The following is a 14,782-nucleotide window of genomic DNA, read 5'->3' as shown; positions in this document are numbered from 1 at the left end:
CCGTCAGCTCGAGCCCGAGGTGGGCAGGCCGACGTAGGGGAACCAGCCCCGGAAGCGCACGTCGGGCCCGTCGACACCGTCACCGAGGCCGGTGACCGCGGCCGGCGGCTTCGGCAGCAGAGCGCCTTCCACAGCCTGCAGCGAGATGTCGACGACGTCGTCACCGAGCCGGCGGCCGTTCGGGTAGCCCGCCGTGTCACCGCCGAGGACGCCAAGCCGGTTCGGCGTCGCGGTCGGCGGGATGGACATGTTCAGCCGCAGCTGTTCCGACGGTGCGATCGTCGCCCGGTCGGCATCGGCGTTCAGCGCGTGAGCGTTCAGGTCGACACCGAGGTTGTCCTTGCTGACACCGGTCAGGAAGACCGCGACCAGATCGTTGCGCGGCGTCGGTGGCGCGGGGATCTTGTAGATCGCCTGGATGAGCTTCGGCAGCTCGGGGTCGGTGACGAACTTCAGGAACTGGGCGTCGCGGGCCGGGGTGGAGGCGTTGAACCGGTCCTTCTGCCCCAGCGGCACGACCACCTCGTTGACCAGCGGCGCGCCGAGCCGCGAGACCTGCGACCAGCCACCGAAGGCCAGCTGCTGGCCGGAGCCGTCGGTCGGCCCGTACAACGAGGCGCTGCGCCGCTGGGTGCTGCTCCACACTCCGATCACCGGGTTCCGCGCCGGGTCGCCCCTGAGCGCGAGATCGGCCTTCGGCACCTGCAGCACGATCGAGTTCACGTTGAACCCGGCGAGGCTGTCCTGGCCGACCTCGGAGAGGTTGCCCCCGTACAGCAGGTCGAACACCCTCAGGTCCAGGAAGAACGGGTCGTCGGCCTGCCCGGCGAACGTCTTGCCGCCGCCCGGTAGCGGGGTGAGCGACGCCGTGCGCAGCGCGAGGTAGTCCGGCATCGACGCGTTGCCGACATACGACGGCGCGACCGGCACCTTGTCGGCGACCACCGTGGACTTCCCGCCGCTGATCCGTTCCAGCCGGTAGGTCTGGCGGAAGTTCAGGTCCGGGTCGTCGAGGGAGGTCACCGGTCCGGTGTTGTAGAGGAACGTGTTCTGGTTGCGGTAGCTGCTGGCGAAGGTCCAGCGGTAGGTGATGTCGGGCTTCGCGTCACCGTTGTTGTCGACGTTGATGTCGTACCGGGCATCGGTGGAGAACGGGTAGAAGTTCGGCCCGCCAGCCGGTTCCTGGAAGGGCAGCCAGTTGGCGACGAGCGTCACCGTGTTCGGGTCGTCGGGGCTGACGAAGGCGTAGGTGTCGGTGTTGTCGACCGCCGGGTCGCCGCTGATCAGCGGGGCCTCCCGATGGCTCGACGCCTCGGCGGCGATCGGTGGGACCACCAGCGCGGCGGCCGTGGCGCCGACGACGAGCGCGGCCACGCCGACGACGCCACGGCGCCGCCGGAACAGCCGCGCCCGCCGCGGATGGCGGACACCTGCGCCGGCGCGGGCAGCCTTCTGCCTGCTCATGCTTCCCCCTGGGGGATCGCGGGACCGGTCCTGAGCGCCGGTCCGATCAACGCCGGTGGTTCGGCGGTGGAGACCGCGCGGATCGTGTCGGCTACCCGACGTTTTTGGTCGCCGCCCGCACCGGTCCGCGGGCCTGACGGCGCCGAACCGCTGCTGGACGCCTGGCTGTACCGCCTGGCGCCTGGACGGCGGACGCGGACGCGGGGAGGACGGCCATGTGGTGGTGGCGCGGAACAAGGGCTGCGAAAAGGGCGGGGCCGAGCAGGGCGTTGAGGCTCACCGGCGTGGTCTGTGCGGTTGTCCTGACGGCAGTCGTCCTGACGGCGGGGGCCCTGACCGCGATCGGCGGGACGGCGGGCACACAGGCGGGCGAAGGCACCGGCTCCGCACCGCCGAATCACCGAGCAGCCGGGGCATCCAGAACAGCCCGAGCGGTGACAGGTACGCAGGACGCTTCCGTCGCACGCCTGCAGGACCGGCTGGGCCGGGTGCCCGGCGACTGGCCGGCCTGGGCCGAGCTCGGCCTCGCCTACGTCGAGCTGGCCCGACGCACCGGCGACCCGACGTCCTACCCGCGGGCCGAGAGCGCCTTCGCCCGCTCGCTGGCACTGCGGCCCGAGGGCAACGACACCGCGCTCGCCGGGCGGGCCGCGCTCGCCGCCGCGCGTCACGACTTCCCCGGCGCGCTGCGCGCCGCGGACGCCGCCATCGCCGTCAATCCGTTCAACGCGACAGCTCACGGGGTGCGGTTCGACGCCCTCGTCGAGCTCGGGCGCTACCCCGAGGCCTGGCCGGCGGCACAGACCGCGGTCGATCTGCGTCCCGATGTGGCGTCGCTGGCCCGGGTCGCCTACGCGTACGAGCTGCGTGGGCAGCCGGAGCCCGCGGCCGAGACGCTGCGGCGGGTCATCGCCGACGCGACATCCCCGGCCGACGCCGCGTTCGCCTGCTTCCACCTCGGAGAGCTGGCCCGCAACCGCGGCGATCTCGACGGCGCGGCCGACGCCTACCGGCGCGGGCTCGTCCAGGACCCGTCGTCGGTGCAGCTTCTCGTCGGCCGTGCCCGGGTCGCCGCCGCCCGCGGTGAGATCGAGGCCGCGCTGGCCGACTACCGCGTCGCCACCACCCGCAGCCCACAGCCGTGGATCGTCGCCGAGCACGGCGAGCTGCTCGAAGCGGCCGGCCGGATGGACGAGGCGCGGCGCCAGTACGACCTGGTGCGCTCGACCGCGGCGCTGCTGCGCGCCCAGGGCGTCGAGGTGGACGTCGAGCTGGCCCTGTTCGAGGCCGACCACGGCGAGCCGGCCACCGCGTGGACGGCGCTGGCGCCACCGGCCCCCAGCACCGCGCCCGACACGGGCCTTGGCACGGAGCCGCGACGGGCCGGTGTGTTCGTCGACGACGCCCGCGGCTGGGTGCTGCACCGGCTCGGGCGGGACGACGAGGCCCTGGCCAGCGCGGACTCGGCACTCGGACTCGGCCTGCGTCGGGCGCTGTTCCTCTACCACCGTGGCGTCGTGCGGGCGGCGCTCGGGCAGACCGACGCCGCGATCAGCGACCTGCGCACGGCGTTGGAGACCGACCCGCATTTCTCGCCGCTGCATGTGCCCCGGGCACGCACCCTGCTCACCTCCCTCGAAGGCGGCACCCGATGACCCGCGCCGAGGCCCCGACCCGGACCTGGATCCGTCCCCATCCCCGTCACCGCTCCCGGACCCGGACCCGGACCTGGGCCTGGGCCTGGACCTGGACCTGGCCGCGCCGGGCGGCCGCCCTCGCCACGGCTGTGGTCGCGCTGGTACTGGCGGGCAGCGGCGCCGCGTCCGCGCATCCGCTGGGCAACTTCACGGTCAACAGCGCCAGTGTGCTGCGGGTCGGCGTCGAGACGGTTCACGTCGACGTGGTCGTCGACTTCGCCGAGATCCCGACCGCGCAGCTGCGGCCCGATGTGGACGCCCTGGGCCCCGCACGCTGGCAGGAGGCCGAATGCGCCCGGACGTCCAGGCAGACCAGGCTCGTGCTCGACAGCCAGGTCAGCCCGCTCGTCGGCGCCGGAGGCTCGGTGACGTTCCCGCCCGGGTCCGGCGGGCTCGCGACGATGCGACTGGTCTGCCGGTACTCCGCCCCGACCGGTGGTCCGGTGGGCGAGGTCCAGTTCCGGCTGGCCGCCTACACCGACCGGATCGGCTGGCGGGAGACGGTCGCCGTCGGGGACGGCACGACGCTGCTCGCCTCGGACGTGCCCGACCGCTCGCCCACCGATCTGCTCACCCGATACCCGGACGATCCTCTGCGCGGGCCGTCGGACGTCACCAGCGCCACCCTGACCGTGCGTCCCGGCGGGCCCGCGGCAACGGACCCGCTGACGGGCCCCGCGGCCGGCGCCGGTGCACCGGGAACCGGCACACCCGGAACCGGTGCGGCCGAACAGGCGCGGCGGGCACAGGGCGGGGATGACGGCCTCACCGGCTGGGTCGACGGCCTGGTCAGGCGGGATTCGCTCACCGTCGGGGTGGCCCTGCTCGCCCTGCTCGCCGCATTCGTGCTGGGCACCGCCCATGCGTTCGCCCCGGGGCATGGCAAGACGGTCATGGCGGCCCGGATCGTCGGCGGCTCGGTGACCGGGCGGCAGCTGGCCGCCACCGCGACGGCGGTGACGCTCACCCATACCTGCGGTGTGCTGATCCTCGCGATCGTGCTGTCAGCGTCGAGTGGCTTCGCTCCGGAGCGGATATATCCCTGGCTCGGCGTCGCGAGCGGCCTGCTGATAGCCGGGATCGGCGCGAGCCTGCTGCGATCGAGGCTCGCCGGCGCATCCGGGCTGCTCAGCCCGTCGGTAGCGGGCCTGGACCACCAGGCCCTGGCCCCCGCTCACACCCACCATCGCCACAGCCACAGCGGCGCAAACGGACACGGACACGGACACACGCACACGCACGGGCACGGGCACGGGCACGGGCACGGGGGGCGCTGGCATACACATCCACATCCGGCGGCCGACGGGTCGCAGCTGCGGAGCCTGCTCGCCGCCGGATTCGCCGGCGGGATGGTGCCGACGCCGTCGGCGATCGTCGTACTGCTCGGTGCGGTCGCGCTGGGACGGGCGTGGTTCGGGCTTCTGCTCGTCCTCGCCTACGGCGCGGGCATGGCGCTGACCCTGATCGGGGCGGGTTTCCTGCTCGACCGCACGCTCGTCCCCCTGCTGCGCCGGGTGCGCGCCGCGGCTCCGGGGCTTACCGCGGGCCTGTACTGGGCTCCGGTGGCGAGCGCCGCACTGATCGTCGTCGTCGGCGCGACGGTGGCCCTGCGCGCCGGCGTCCAGGTCATTGCGTGAGCAGAGGGTACGGCGAGCGACGAGATCGGGCGAGCGGGACCGGATGATGCGGAGTGTGTGCGCTACCATGCCCATCGTGCACAGCCCGGACAGGGCGGCCGACCGGCCGCACAGGGGCTCGGCGCCCACGCCCACTCGCCACCCCGACCACGACATCGTCGACCTGCACGGTCGGGTGGTCTCCGGTGATCCGGCCGCGCTCGCCGAGGTGCACCAGCGGCATGCCCACTACCTGCTCGCCGTCGCCGTACGGGTCACCGGTGACGCCGACGCCGCCCGAGACGTCCTGCAGGAGGTGCTGGTCACCTTCTGGCAGCATCCGCTCCGGTTCGATCCGAACCGGGGTGGGCTGCGCACCTGGCTCGCCGTGCTGGCACACCGACGGGCCGTCGACTGGGTGCGCCGGGAGTCCTCTCGGCGCACCACCGAACGGGCCGCCCGTGGCCTCGTCCAGCACGTCGACGAGGCCGCGCCCGATGACGACCTGCTCGCCCGCGAGGACACGGACGCGGTGCGGGCCGCCGTGGCCGCGCTGCCACCGAAACAGCGTGAGGTCGTGGAGCTGGCGTACTACACAGAGCTGACCTACCGTGACATCGCGACCAAGCTCGCGATCCCCGAGGGGACCGCGAAGTCGCGGATGCGCGCCGCTCTCGCCACCCTCGCCCGTACCCTTACCCATCAGGGAGTAGCACCGTGACGATCGAACCGCCGGTCGCGCGGACGTCCGGCACCTGTGTGGGCGACCTGTTGGGCGCCTACCTGCTGGGCAGCTGCACCCCGGCCGAGGCCGACGCCGTCGAGAAGCACCTCGGCAGCTGCGCGGCCTGCTCCACCGACGCCGCGGCCCTCCTCCCGGGAGCCCCACAGGCCCCGGCACGGCAGACCCGGGCGCGGCAGGCCCCGGCGCGGCAGGCCCCGGCACCGCGGGCCCCGGGGCTGCCGGGCGCGTCGGAGGGCCACCTCGCCCCGCCGGCCGACGGCCCTGGCTCGCTCGCCGCCATCCTCGCCGCAGCGCTCGCGGTCCGCCCGGCCGCGCCCGGGGCCCGCCAGGCGGCGCCGGGTGCGCGTATGCCGGGAGCGGCCTCGACAGAGCCGGGGCACCGGCCGGGGCTGGTCGGCGCCGCGGGCGTCCCCTGCTATGGCAACCGGGTCGGCGCGCTGGACCGGCTGCTGATCGAGCTCGAGGCGAAGCACTGGCACCTGCCCACCGCGACCGGCTGGTCGGTCCGTGAGCTCGTGCTGCACCTCCACGCCGTCGACGGCCTGCTGCTGGCCGCCCTCGTCCCCCCAGGCGCCCGACCCGCCCCCACCGGGGCGCACGACGCCGCAGGCGGCAGGGACGAACATGCCGAGGACGGAAACGCGCACTACGTGCAGGACGTGCGGGAGGACGCCCTGACCCGGACCGGCATCGTCCTGGACGCCGCCCGGGACTGGCCGGTCGAGAAGGTGCGGCAACGCTGGTACGAGCAGGCGGAACAGCTCTGCGCCGCCACCGAACGGGCCGAACGGAGCCAGGCGCCCCTCACCGTGACGGTCGATGGCTGGACGGCCGCGCCCGGCGATCATCTGACCTCCCGCGCGTTCGAGACGTGGATTCACACCCGGGACATCGCCGCGGCCGCGGGAATCACGGTGCCGAACCCCGGCGCGGACGACCTGCACGCGATGGCCGATCTCGCCCTGCGTCTGCTGTCCGTGCCCTGGGCAGCCGCGACAGCCGCAGCGACCGTGCCCCCGCCGGAAGGGACGCTCACGGTGACGTTGACGGGGCGAGGCGGCGGCACCTGGTCACTCGGGCCGGACGGCGCACAGGTACACCAGGCCCGATCCGATCCGCGCGCGGTACCAGCCGATCCGCGCCCGGCCTCGGGCACCCTGACCGTCGAGATCGTCGAGTTCTGCCTGCTCGTCGGCGATCGCAGGCCCGCGAGCGCGGTCACCGCCCGGGTCGAGGGCGACGAGCGGCTCGCCGCCGGCCTGCTCGCGCTGGCTCCCAGCCTCGCCCGCCCCTGATCCGGGCCGCCTCCCCGGCGGGGACCGCCACCCGGGTTGAGGCCGCCACCCGGTCTGGGACGGCGCCCTGATCCGGACCGCTCCGATCCAAGGACCGTTCCCGAACGGGACGGCTCGGGTCAGCCGACGAGGGTCACCGGGTGTACGGGGCCGGTACCGGCGGCGAAACCGCTGAGGTTGGCCATCGTCACCTCGGCGATGCGGGTGAGGGCGTCCACGGTGAAGAAGCCCTGATGGCCGGTCACCAGCACGTTCGGAAAGGTGAGCAGCCGCGCGAACACGTCGTCGTCGAACGCTCCGTGCTCGGAGCGGTCCTCGAAGAACAGCGCGCTCTCCTCCTCGTAGACGTCGATGCCGAGTGCGCCGATCCGGCCCTTCTTGAGGGCCGCGACGACCGCGCCGGTGTCGAGCAGCCCGCCGCGGCTGGTGTTGATCACCATCACGCCCGGTTTCGTCCGCGCCAGCGCGGCGGAGTCCAGGAAGTGGTGGGTGTCCTGGGTGAGCGGGCAGTGCAGCGAGATGATGTCCGCGTCGGCCAGCAGCCGGTCGAGGTCGACGTACTCGGCTCCCAGCTCGGCGCAGACCGGGTTCACCCGGATGTCGTGCGCGAGCACGCGGCACCCGAAGCCGGTCATGATGCGGGTGAAGACCGTGCCGATCTCGCCGGTGCCGACCACGCCGACGGTGCGGCCGTGCAGGTCGAAGCCGAGCAGGCCGGTCAGCGCGAAGTTGTACTCCCGGACCCGGTTGTAGGCCCGGCACAGGTGCCGGTTCAGGGCCAGGATGAGCGCGACCGCGTGTTCCGCCACCGCGTGCGGGCTGTAGGCGGGAACCCGCGCGACGGTGACACCGACCACCCCGGCATGGGCGAGGTCCACGTTGTCATAGCCGGCCGATCGCAGCACGACCAGCCGGATTCCGCCCGCGGCCAGCGCGTCGAGCACCGGGGCCGAGACGTCGTCCTCGACGAACACGCAGACCGCGTCGAACCCCCGGGCGAGGCCGGCCGTACGCGCGGTGAGGCGGTGTTCGAGAAAGTCCAGGTCGATGCCCGCCGGCCGGGCCGCGCCGAGGAAACGGCGGTCGTAGTCCTTGGCCGAGAAAACCGCCACCCGCATCTGGCATCCCGCCTTCGTCCACCCGCCGCCACGGATTCCTCCGTTCGCGACGAACCCTAGTCCAGGCGGGTTCGGGCAGGTCGACGGCGGCGGCCGCGCGGCGGGTGGCGACCCGTTGGCGGGTCAGCGGACGGTCCGTGACGGATCAGCGGGCGGCTGGTGACCGGTCGGCGGGCTATCCGTGGCGGGTCAGTAGATGAACTGCTTGCCGCCCTTCATCACGAACGGCACCCGGCGCAGCACGTTGATGTCCTCCAGCGGGTTGCCCGCCACGCCGATGATGTCCGCGAGCAGGCCCTCGGCCAGGCGCCCGCGGTCGGTGACGTCGATCAGGTCCGCGCCCACGATCGTCGCCGCCTGGATCGCCTGCAGCGGGGTCATCCCGCGGTCGACCAGCGCGACCAGCTCCAGGGCGTTCTTCCCGTGCGGGATCGCCGGCGCGTCACTGCCGACCGCGATCTTCACCCCGGCCTCGATCGCGTTGCGGATCGAGATCTTGGCCTTCGGGAAGATCAGCGCCGCCTTGGCCTGGATCTCCGGCTCCGCGCTCTGCAGCACCGGCATGCCGTCGATCAGCGCCTGCGTCGCGACGACCCAGGTGCCCTCCTTGACCAGCAGGTTGATCGTGTCATCGTCGATCATGAAGGCGTGCTCGATGCAGTCGACACCGCACTCGACCATCTGGCGGACGGCGACCGAGCCGTGGGTGTGCGCCGCGACCCGCAGCCCACGCCGGTGCGCCTCGTCGGTGATCGCCCGCACCTCCTCGTCGGAGTAGTGCCGTGCGCCGGATGGTCCCGAGTGGGACATCGCCCCACCGGAACCGCACATCTTGATGACCTCGGCGCCGTGCTTGATCTGGTGGCGGACGGCCTTGCGGATCTCCTCCACCCCGTTCGCCAGGCCCTCCTCGACGCTCAGCTGCAGAATGTGCGGCGCGAACTTGCCGAACATCGTCGGGTCGAGGTGGCCGCCGGTCGGCGTGATGGCGTGACCGGCGGGGACGATGCGCGGGCCGTCGATCCAGCCGACGTCGATCGCGTTCTTCAGCGCCACGTCGAGCAGGTAGCCGCCGGTCTTGCAGAACAGGCCCAGGTTGCGGACCGTGGTGAAGCCGGCCCGCAGGGTACGGCGGGCGTTCTGGGTGGCCCGCATCATCCGGGTCGGCGGGTCGTCCCGCGTCTGGCTGGTGAGCTGGTGCTCACCGGGCCCGCCCATCAGCAGGTTGAGCTCCATGTCCATCAAGCCGGGCAGCAGGGTCAGGTCACCGAGGTCCAGGACCTCGCCCTCCGGCCTGCCGCCGAGGCCGACGATCCGCTCGCCCTCGATCTTCACGATCCCGGGCCGGATGATCTCCCCGGTGTCGACATCGAGCAGGCCAGCGGCCTTGAGCGTCAACATCGCGTCCTCCTCGTCGCAGTGCCTCGTCGTCGCGGTGCTGCCTCGTCGCAGCGCCGTCGCGCCTCGTCGCCGGCCGACCCCGCGGCCGCACCACAGCGCCACCGCCAGCAGAAACCAGGTTCTCAGCTTGAGAGCATCAGATTTTCACACCTTGGCACCGGACGAAAGTCCTACCTCGGCGGGATGCCCGGCCGCCCGGGCAGCAGCGCCGCCCGAGCACCCCGCTGCCGGCGGCCACCGGACCACCGGGCCCGGCCCCGTCACCGGGTCACCCGGGCCCCGGCGGTACTGCCCGGTCCGCGGCGAGTCAGGGCTTCGTGAAGTCCATCCGCAGGCGGGTCAGCTTCTGCGACCTGATCCGCCAGGCTCCGTCGGCCTTCTCGTACGTCTCGTGGTAGTGCCCGAAGCCGATCAGCTCGGAGCCGTCCGGGAAGCGGATGCGGTCCTCCATCGCCCAGATGCCGGTCGCCGTGGACGGCGCGGTCACCGCGATCTCCGGAGTGTGGCAGTGGTGCACGGTCACACTCTCGGACAGCGCCGGCCGCAGGAACTCCAGGAACGCGTCGGCACCGGTGATGACGTCACCGCCGGAGTCGGTCGAGTCCAGCACCGCGTCGTCGGTGAACAGCGCGCGGAACTCGTCCCAGCTCTTGGTGTCGAGCAATCGGCAGTACCGGGCCTTGAGCTGCCTGATCTGTTCGATGTCGTCCATGGGCACCTCTCCGTCGGGGGGCACCGGCCACGGAGAGCCGTCGGATCGCCTCCCCTGGCCGCGCCGGGCACCGGAGCAGGATCGCCCATCACGGTCATGGGCGCACGAACTGGCCCGGCCCATCGGCGCCGGCACGGTCGGCCCTGGCACCATCGCAGCGTCCGCAGCATCGCGGGACGGCGACGCGGACGGAGGCCAGGTCAGGGAGGGACGATGCGGTTACTGCTCGTGGAGGACGACGCGCCGCTGGCCGACGCGGTGGCGCGCGGCCTGCGCCGGGAGCGTTTCGCCGTCGACGTGGTCCATGACGGCGAGGGCGCGCTCGACCGGATCGCGCTCGTCGACTACGAGATCGTGGTTCTCGACCGCAACCTCCCCGGTCTGCCCGGCGACACCGTCTGCGAGCGGATCGTGGGTGAGCGGCGGCCGGCGCGCATTCTCATGCTGACGGCGTCGGACGACGTCTCCGAGCGGGTCGAGGGGCTCATGCTCGGGGCGGATGACTATCTCCCGAAGCCGTTCGACATGCGGGAGCTGGTGGCGCGGATCCGGGCACTCGGCCGACGTGCCCACCGTGCCGCACCACCGGTGCTGCGATGGCGGGACATCACCCTGGACTCCGCCCGGCGAACAGCTCTGCGCGGGGACCGCGACCTGCGGCTGACAAACCGCGAGTTCGCACTGCTCGAGACGCTGATGCTCGCCGACGGCGCCGTGCTCAGCGCGGAGCAGCTGATGGAGAGCGTGTGGGACGACCGGCTCGACGCGTTCAGCAACGCGGTCCGCGTCACCGTCCTGACCCTGCGCCGCAAACTCGGGGATCCGCCCGTCGTCATGACCATTCCGGCAGCGGGGTACCACCTCTCATGACGTTCAGAATCCGTATCACCGTTATGATCTCGATCGCGCTGGTCGTCGCCGGATCCTTCACGTTGGTGGTCAACACGATCGTGCTGAGAAACGTCAGGTATCCGTCGGTGTACTCGTTCAACAGTTCCCTGCTGGAGGAGCTGAACATTTCGCGGCCCACCGTGGTCGAATACATTCGCCAGCATCCGGAGGACCTTTTCGCCTCCCGGTTCGACGAACAGCCCCTGCCGGATGGCCGGACAGTCGGTGACGTGGGCCGCGCGATCCAGCAGCGCCCGCTCGACGAGGCACTCGCGAGCGCGCGGCGCTGGTCGTTCGTGGGCCTGCTGGTGGTGCTCGTCGGCGCGGTGGGGGCGGCCTGGGCGCTGGCCGGCGGCATCCTGCGGCCGATCCGGAAGATGACCGCCCGCGCCCGGTCGGCATCCGCGTCGGACCTCGGGGACAGGGTGGCGGCCACCGGCCCGAACGACGAGATCAAGGAGCTGGCCGACACCTTCGACGCGATGCTCGACCGGCTCGCGGTCGCGTTCGACGCGCAACGCCGGTTCGCCTCCCAGGTCGCCCATGAGCTGCGCACACCGCTGGCCACCAGCAGGACCGAGATCGCGATGCTGCTCGACGACACGGCCGACCCCGACGTCACCGCCCGGCTGCGGGCCGTCTCCGACGCCGTCGACCGCGGCGAACGGCTCGTGTCACGGCTGCTCGTGCTCTCCCGCACCGACCCGCAGGCGCTGGAGACGTCACGGTTCGCGCTCGACGAGCTGGTCGGCAACGTCCTGGGCCGGGTCGTGGAGGCGCCGGCCTTCTCCCGGCTGCGCCTGGACGTCGACCTGCACAGCGCGGACGTCGAATGCGACCGTGCGCTGCTGGAAAGCCTCGTGCGCAACCTGCTCGACAACAGCGCGCGGCACAACCGGCCCGACGGCTGGGTCCGGGTCAGCGTCGGCACAGCGCACGGAGAACAGTTCACGGACCCTGGCATCGACGCGGCCGCCCCCGCCCTCAGCACCGGCACCGGCACCGGCGGCCCCGACTCCGCCGTCGTGTGCCTTCGCATCGCCAACTCGGTCGCCGAGCCAACCCAGGACACCGAGCCCGCCCAAGACGCCGGGCCCGCCCAAGACGCCGAGCGCACCCAGGCCGCCGAACCCGCCCTGGACGGCGCAGGCACGCCGGCTGCCCTCCCCGCTGGGGAGCCGGCTGCCGTGCCCGGGCCGGCGGGTACGGGGCTGTCCATCGTCAACGCGGTCCTGCAGGCACACGGCGGGACCATCACCTGGAGCCGCGGCCCCGGCGAGGTGACAGCCCTCGTCCGGCTCCCGTCCGCTGCCAGCGCCCGGCCGTCCGCCCTCGCCATGGCCGGCCAGGCGGCGAGCGGCGAGCTAACGCCCAGCTAACACGGCGCTCGGTAGGTTTCCGCCGATTCCGTCCAGTAGTCCTGCCAGACCGGCTGGAGGACGGCGGGGGCCGTACCACTCGCGTTGGCGACATCGGAGTCCGTGGGCCGTCCCCGCCGTGACTCCCCCGGGTGCGCAGGGCGTTTTCTCCAAGGAGCGCGCCGATGCCGAAAGCGACGTCCATATCACCGGGACCACGAAGGCGATGGTCGCGGTGGTTACCACTGGGGCTGGCCGCGATCCTGCTCGCCGTTCCGGCCTGTTCGGATTCGAAGCCGGACGAGCCGGGAAAACCGGCCGCCACCGGGAACGCGACCGGCGGGATTCCCGCGCCGCCCAGGGCCGAGCCGATTTCCGTGCGCGAACTGCCGCTTCCACCGGTCGCGCCCAGCGATGATCCGGGCGCCTGCACGGCAGCCGTGAACCCGCATCACACGGGCTGTCTCGCCGGGCGCGGCGGCTTCCAGTCCGGCGGCTATCTGCCGGACGGGAAAAGCGTCACCGCCCGGGTCACCTTCGCCGGCGCGCCCGCCGCGCCCGATCCCGCGAGCGTCTACAGCGGCAGCCAGCTGATCATCGTGCGGACGGACGGGAAGACCTTCGCGGGCGGTGACGCGTGGAAATGCCTCACCTGCGGTGTGCCGGCGGCGAACGCGGTGAGCACCAACCAGGCGATGGACTACCCGCAGCCCTTCCGCGACGGAAAGCGCGTGCTGTTCGGCACCAACATCCTCGACTGCGGGGAGCATCCGCTCGCCGACGAGGCGTGCACCCCGGCCGAGACCCACATCTACCCGATCCGGTGGGAGAACACCGCGGACGGCTCCGGCAAGGGCGGGAGCCTGCGCGAGCTGCGCATCCACCCGGATGACGTCCACCTCGGGTTCAGCAGCTTCACGATCGGCAACGGCCGGTTCGGCCAGTTCGCCTACCTGGGGCGGCTGGAGTTCGACCCGGCCCCGACCACCGGCACACCGCTGGCGCCGCGCTACGACGTCGTCAAAGTGACCCGGCTTTTCGACCCGGCCGACACCCAGCCGATGTCCGTCGACGCCTCGGACCCCGCCACGCTGGTCTACGACCGCGACGCGCTGTCCGTCGGCGAGCTGCGTGGTTTCAGCGCCGACGGGAAGGAGGTCACCTACATCGGGTATCCCGAGGAGTCGTCCAACATCGACGTCTTCGCCGCCGACCTGACCACGGGCAAGGTACGCCGCCTGACCGCGAACCCGGAGTACGTCGACCCGATCGACCTCTCCCCCGACGGCAACTGGACGGTCGCGATGGACACCCGCGGCTCCGACCGGCAGATGTTCCTGGCGGCCATGCGGGACGTCCCGCCGATCACCGACATGGTCACCACCAGCGCGACCTCGTCCACCCGCAACAACGGGATGCGGCGGTTCTTCCAGCCGATCCTCATCGACCGCTACGGCGACCGCGGCGACTACCAGGGCCAGCGGATCAACGCCGCGGGTGACGGCAGCCCGGGCAGCGTGAACGACCCGAACTGGAACGGCATGGCCGACCCGAGGTGGTCGCCCGACGGCACGGCCATCGTCTACTGGCAGGCGTTGGCCACCTCCCCCGCCTGCGGCGGCGAGAACCCGCTGCCGTGCGAGACGTCCACCGCTCAGGGCGGCCGCACGTACCGGATGATGATCGCCGAGCTGACCAGCCGCGGGCCCGCGCCGGCGCCGAAGGTGGCGCCGATCTCGGACGACGTCCCGTGGGGCGTGAAGTACGTCCCGGGCAGCGCGATCCCGAGCCGGCCGCACGTGCCGGCGGGCACCTACACCGTCACCGGCGCCAGGGGCGGCTCGGCGAAGGTCGAGGTCACCGAGAGCGCAGACAAGGTCGCGGTCGAGACCGTCGCCGTGGCCTACACCGACTTCACCAACGACGGTGTCAGCACCCTCAACGGCACCGAGAAGGTGACGGTGACCGTCCCGGCGTTGACGACGTCGAAGGTCGACTGGTTCTCCGACCTGACCCAGACCGTCCGGGCGAAGGACGGGACCACGACGACCAACACGAAGAAGAGCAGCCCGGACGGGTTCCACCTGACGATCGACGTCCTGACCAACATCTTCGAGGCGACCGGCACCCTGACGACCACCATCGACGGCAAGGCCTACCGGCAGCCGGCGAACCGCACGTAGCGGCGGCCCCACCACGAGGCGCGGCGGCGGGCCCCTCCCCCCGCCGCCGCGCCGGTGGGCGGCCGGTACGCCACGGCACCGGCGCGCCGCCGGCCGGGTCACCGACCGCGGCGACGGCGCGCTCTCGGCGGCGACGGCACCGGTCCGGCAGGCGTCGCGCTCGCATACGATCTACCGGGCGAGCCGTCGGTCGGAGCGGGCTGGTCGCGTGCTCCGGAACAGACGGCCGACGGCGCCTCGACGCCGCCACCGCGGGGGCTGACGACAGCCGGTCCGGGGCCATCGGTCTCGCGCTGAGGCCC

11 protein-coding genes are annotated in these 14,782 nt (G+C 72.6%); 7 read left to right on the top strand and 4 right to left on the bottom strand.

What is annotated here, in order from left to right:
• Positions 1–3: 3 nt before the first annotated feature.
• The gene (locus AWX74_RS17300; protein ID WP_091277847.1) at positions 4–1,464 is read right to left on the bottom strand and encodes a DUF4331 domain-containing protein; all 1,461 of its coding nucleotides are present in this window, start codon (positions 1,462–1,464) and stop codon (positions 4–6) included.
• 434 nt (positions 1,465–1,898) lie between these two features.
• Here AWX74_RS17300 and AWX74_RS17295 point away from each other — a divergent pair, with 434 nt between their 5' ends.
• The 4 genes from AWX74_RS17295 to AWX74_RS17280 all read left to right on the top strand — a co-directional run bounded on the left by AWX74_RS17295 (position 1,899) and on the right by AWX74_RS17280 (position 6,817).
• Positions 1,899–3,119: a tetratricopeptide repeat protein gene (locus AWX74_RS17295; RefSeq protein WP_242666282.1), complete on the top strand. Its 1,221-nt coding sequence runs from the start codon at positions 1,899–1,901 to the stop codon at positions 3,117–3,119.
• A complete protein-coding gene (locus tag AWX74_RS17290; protein WP_091277844.1) occupies positions 3,116–4,798 on the top strand; it encodes a HoxN/HupN/NixA family nickel/cobalt transporter in 1,683 nt (560 codons plus the stop codon). The genes AWX74_RS17295 and AWX74_RS17290 overlap by 4 nt, the downstream gene beginning before the upstream one ends.
• Before the next feature lie 67 nt (positions 4,799–4,865).
• Positions 4,866–5,498 carry an RNA polymerase sigma factor gene (locus tag AWX74_RS17285; RefSeq protein WP_226930832.1) on the top strand — a complete coding sequence of 211 codons (633 nt, stop codon included), beginning with the start codon at positions 4,866–4,868 and terminating at the stop codon, positions 5,496–5,498.
• Positions 5,495–6,817 (top strand): zf-HC2 domain-containing protein, encoded by a 1,323-nt coding sequence (locus AWX74_RS17280; protein ID WP_242666281.1) that lies wholly within the window; start codon positions 5,495–5,497, stop codon positions 6,815–6,817. The genes AWX74_RS17285 and AWX74_RS17280 overlap by 4 nt, the downstream gene beginning before the upstream one ends.
• Positions 6,818–6,936: 119 nt before the next feature.
• On the opposite strand, the gene AWX74_RS17275 is transcribed toward AWX74_RS17280, so the two are convergent.
• From AWX74_RS17275 to AWX74_RS17265, 3 genes are all read right to left on the bottom strand, one after another.
• On the bottom strand, positions 6,937–7,935 hold the full coding sequence (locus tag AWX74_RS17275) for a 2-hydroxyacid dehydrogenase (protein ID WP_091277840.1): 999 nt from the start codon (positions 7,933–7,935) through the stop codon (positions 6,937–6,939).
• 189 nt (positions 7,936–8,124) lie between these two features.
• Entirely contained in the window at positions 8,125–9,336 is a 1,212-nt protein-coding gene (locus AWX74_RS17270) for a metal-dependent hydrolase family protein (RefSeq protein ID WP_091277838.1), read from the bottom strand.
• A gap of 307 nt (positions 9,337–9,643) precedes the next feature.
• The gene (locus AWX74_RS17265; RefSeq protein WP_054567666.1) at positions 9,644–10,048 is read right to left on the bottom strand and encodes a nuclear transport factor 2 family protein; all 405 of its coding nucleotides are present in this window, start codon (positions 10,046–10,048) and stop codon (positions 9,644–9,646) included.
• 213 nt (positions 10,049–10,261) lie between these two features.
• On the opposite strand from AWX74_RS17265, the gene AWX74_RS17260 reads away from it, so the two are divergent.
• The 3 genes from AWX74_RS17260 (at position 10,262) to AWX74_RS17250 (ending at position 14,480) form a co-directional block, all read left to right on the top strand.
• Entirely contained in the window at positions 10,262–10,918 is a 657-nt protein-coding gene (locus AWX74_RS17260; protein ID WP_091277836.1) for a response regulator transcription factor, read from the top strand.
• The gene (locus AWX74_RS17255; RefSeq protein ID WP_091277834.1) at positions 10,915–12,318 is read left to right on the top strand and encodes a sensor histidine kinase; all 1,404 of its coding nucleotides are present in this window, start codon (positions 10,915–10,917) and stop codon (positions 12,316–12,318) included. The genes AWX74_RS17260 and AWX74_RS17255 overlap by 4 nt, the downstream gene beginning before the upstream one ends.
• A gap of 164 nt (positions 12,319–12,482) precedes the next feature.
• The gene (locus AWX74_RS17250) at positions 12,483–14,480 is read left to right on the top strand and encodes a TolB family protein (protein ID WP_091277832.1); all 1,998 of its coding nucleotides are present in this window, start codon (positions 12,483–12,485) and stop codon (positions 14,478–14,480) included.
• The last annotated feature ends 302 nt before the right edge of the window (positions 14,481–14,782 follow it).

Origin of the sequence: Parafrankia irregularis (assembly GCF_001536285.1) — a bacterium.
Taxonomy (GTDB): Bacteria; Actinomycetota; Actinomycetes; order Frankiales; family Frankiaceae; genus Parafrankia; species Parafrankia irregularis.
The sequence above is the reverse complement of the archived record's forward strand: the minus strand, read 5'-3'. Positions and strand labels throughout refer to the sequence as shown.

Excerpts from the sequence above, each read along its gene's own strand:
- AWX74_RS17255 (WP_091277834.1), top strand. The coding sequence starts at position 10,915 with ATGACGTTCAGAATCCGTATCACCGTTATGATCTCGATCGCGCTGGTC.
- AWX74_RS17270 (WP_091277838.1), bottom strand. The coding sequence starts at position 9,336 with ATGTTGACGCTCAAGGCCGCTGGCCTGCTCGATGTCGACACCGGGGAG.
- AWX74_RS17290 (WP_091277844.1), top strand. The coding sequence starts at position 3,116 with ATGACCCGCGCCGAGGCCCCGACCCGGACCTGGATCCGTCCCCATCCC.
- AWX74_RS17275 (WP_091277840.1), bottom strand. The coding sequence starts at position 7,935 with ATGCGGGTGGCGGTTTTCTCGGCCAAGGACTACGACCGCCGTTTCCTC.
- AWX74_RS17260 (WP_091277836.1), top strand. The coding sequence starts at position 10,262 with ATGCGGTTACTGCTCGTGGAGGACGACGCGCCGCTGGCCGACGCGGTG.
- AWX74_RS17250 (WP_091277832.1), top strand. The coding sequence starts at position 12,483 with ATGCCGAAAGCGACGTCCATATCACCGGGACCACGAAGGCGATGGTCG.
- AWX74_RS17285 (WP_226930832.1), top strand. The coding sequence starts at position 4,866 with ATGCCCATCGTGCACAGCCCGGACAGGGCGGCCGACCGGCCGCACAGG.
- AWX74_RS17300 (WP_091277847.1), bottom strand. The coding sequence starts at position 1,464 with ATGAGCAGGCAGAAGGCTGCCCGCGCCGGCGCAGGTGTCCGCCATCCG.
- AWX74_RS17265 (WP_054567666.1), bottom strand. The coding sequence starts at position 10,048 with ATGGACGACATCGAACAGATCAGGCAGCTCAAGGCCCGGTACTGCCGA.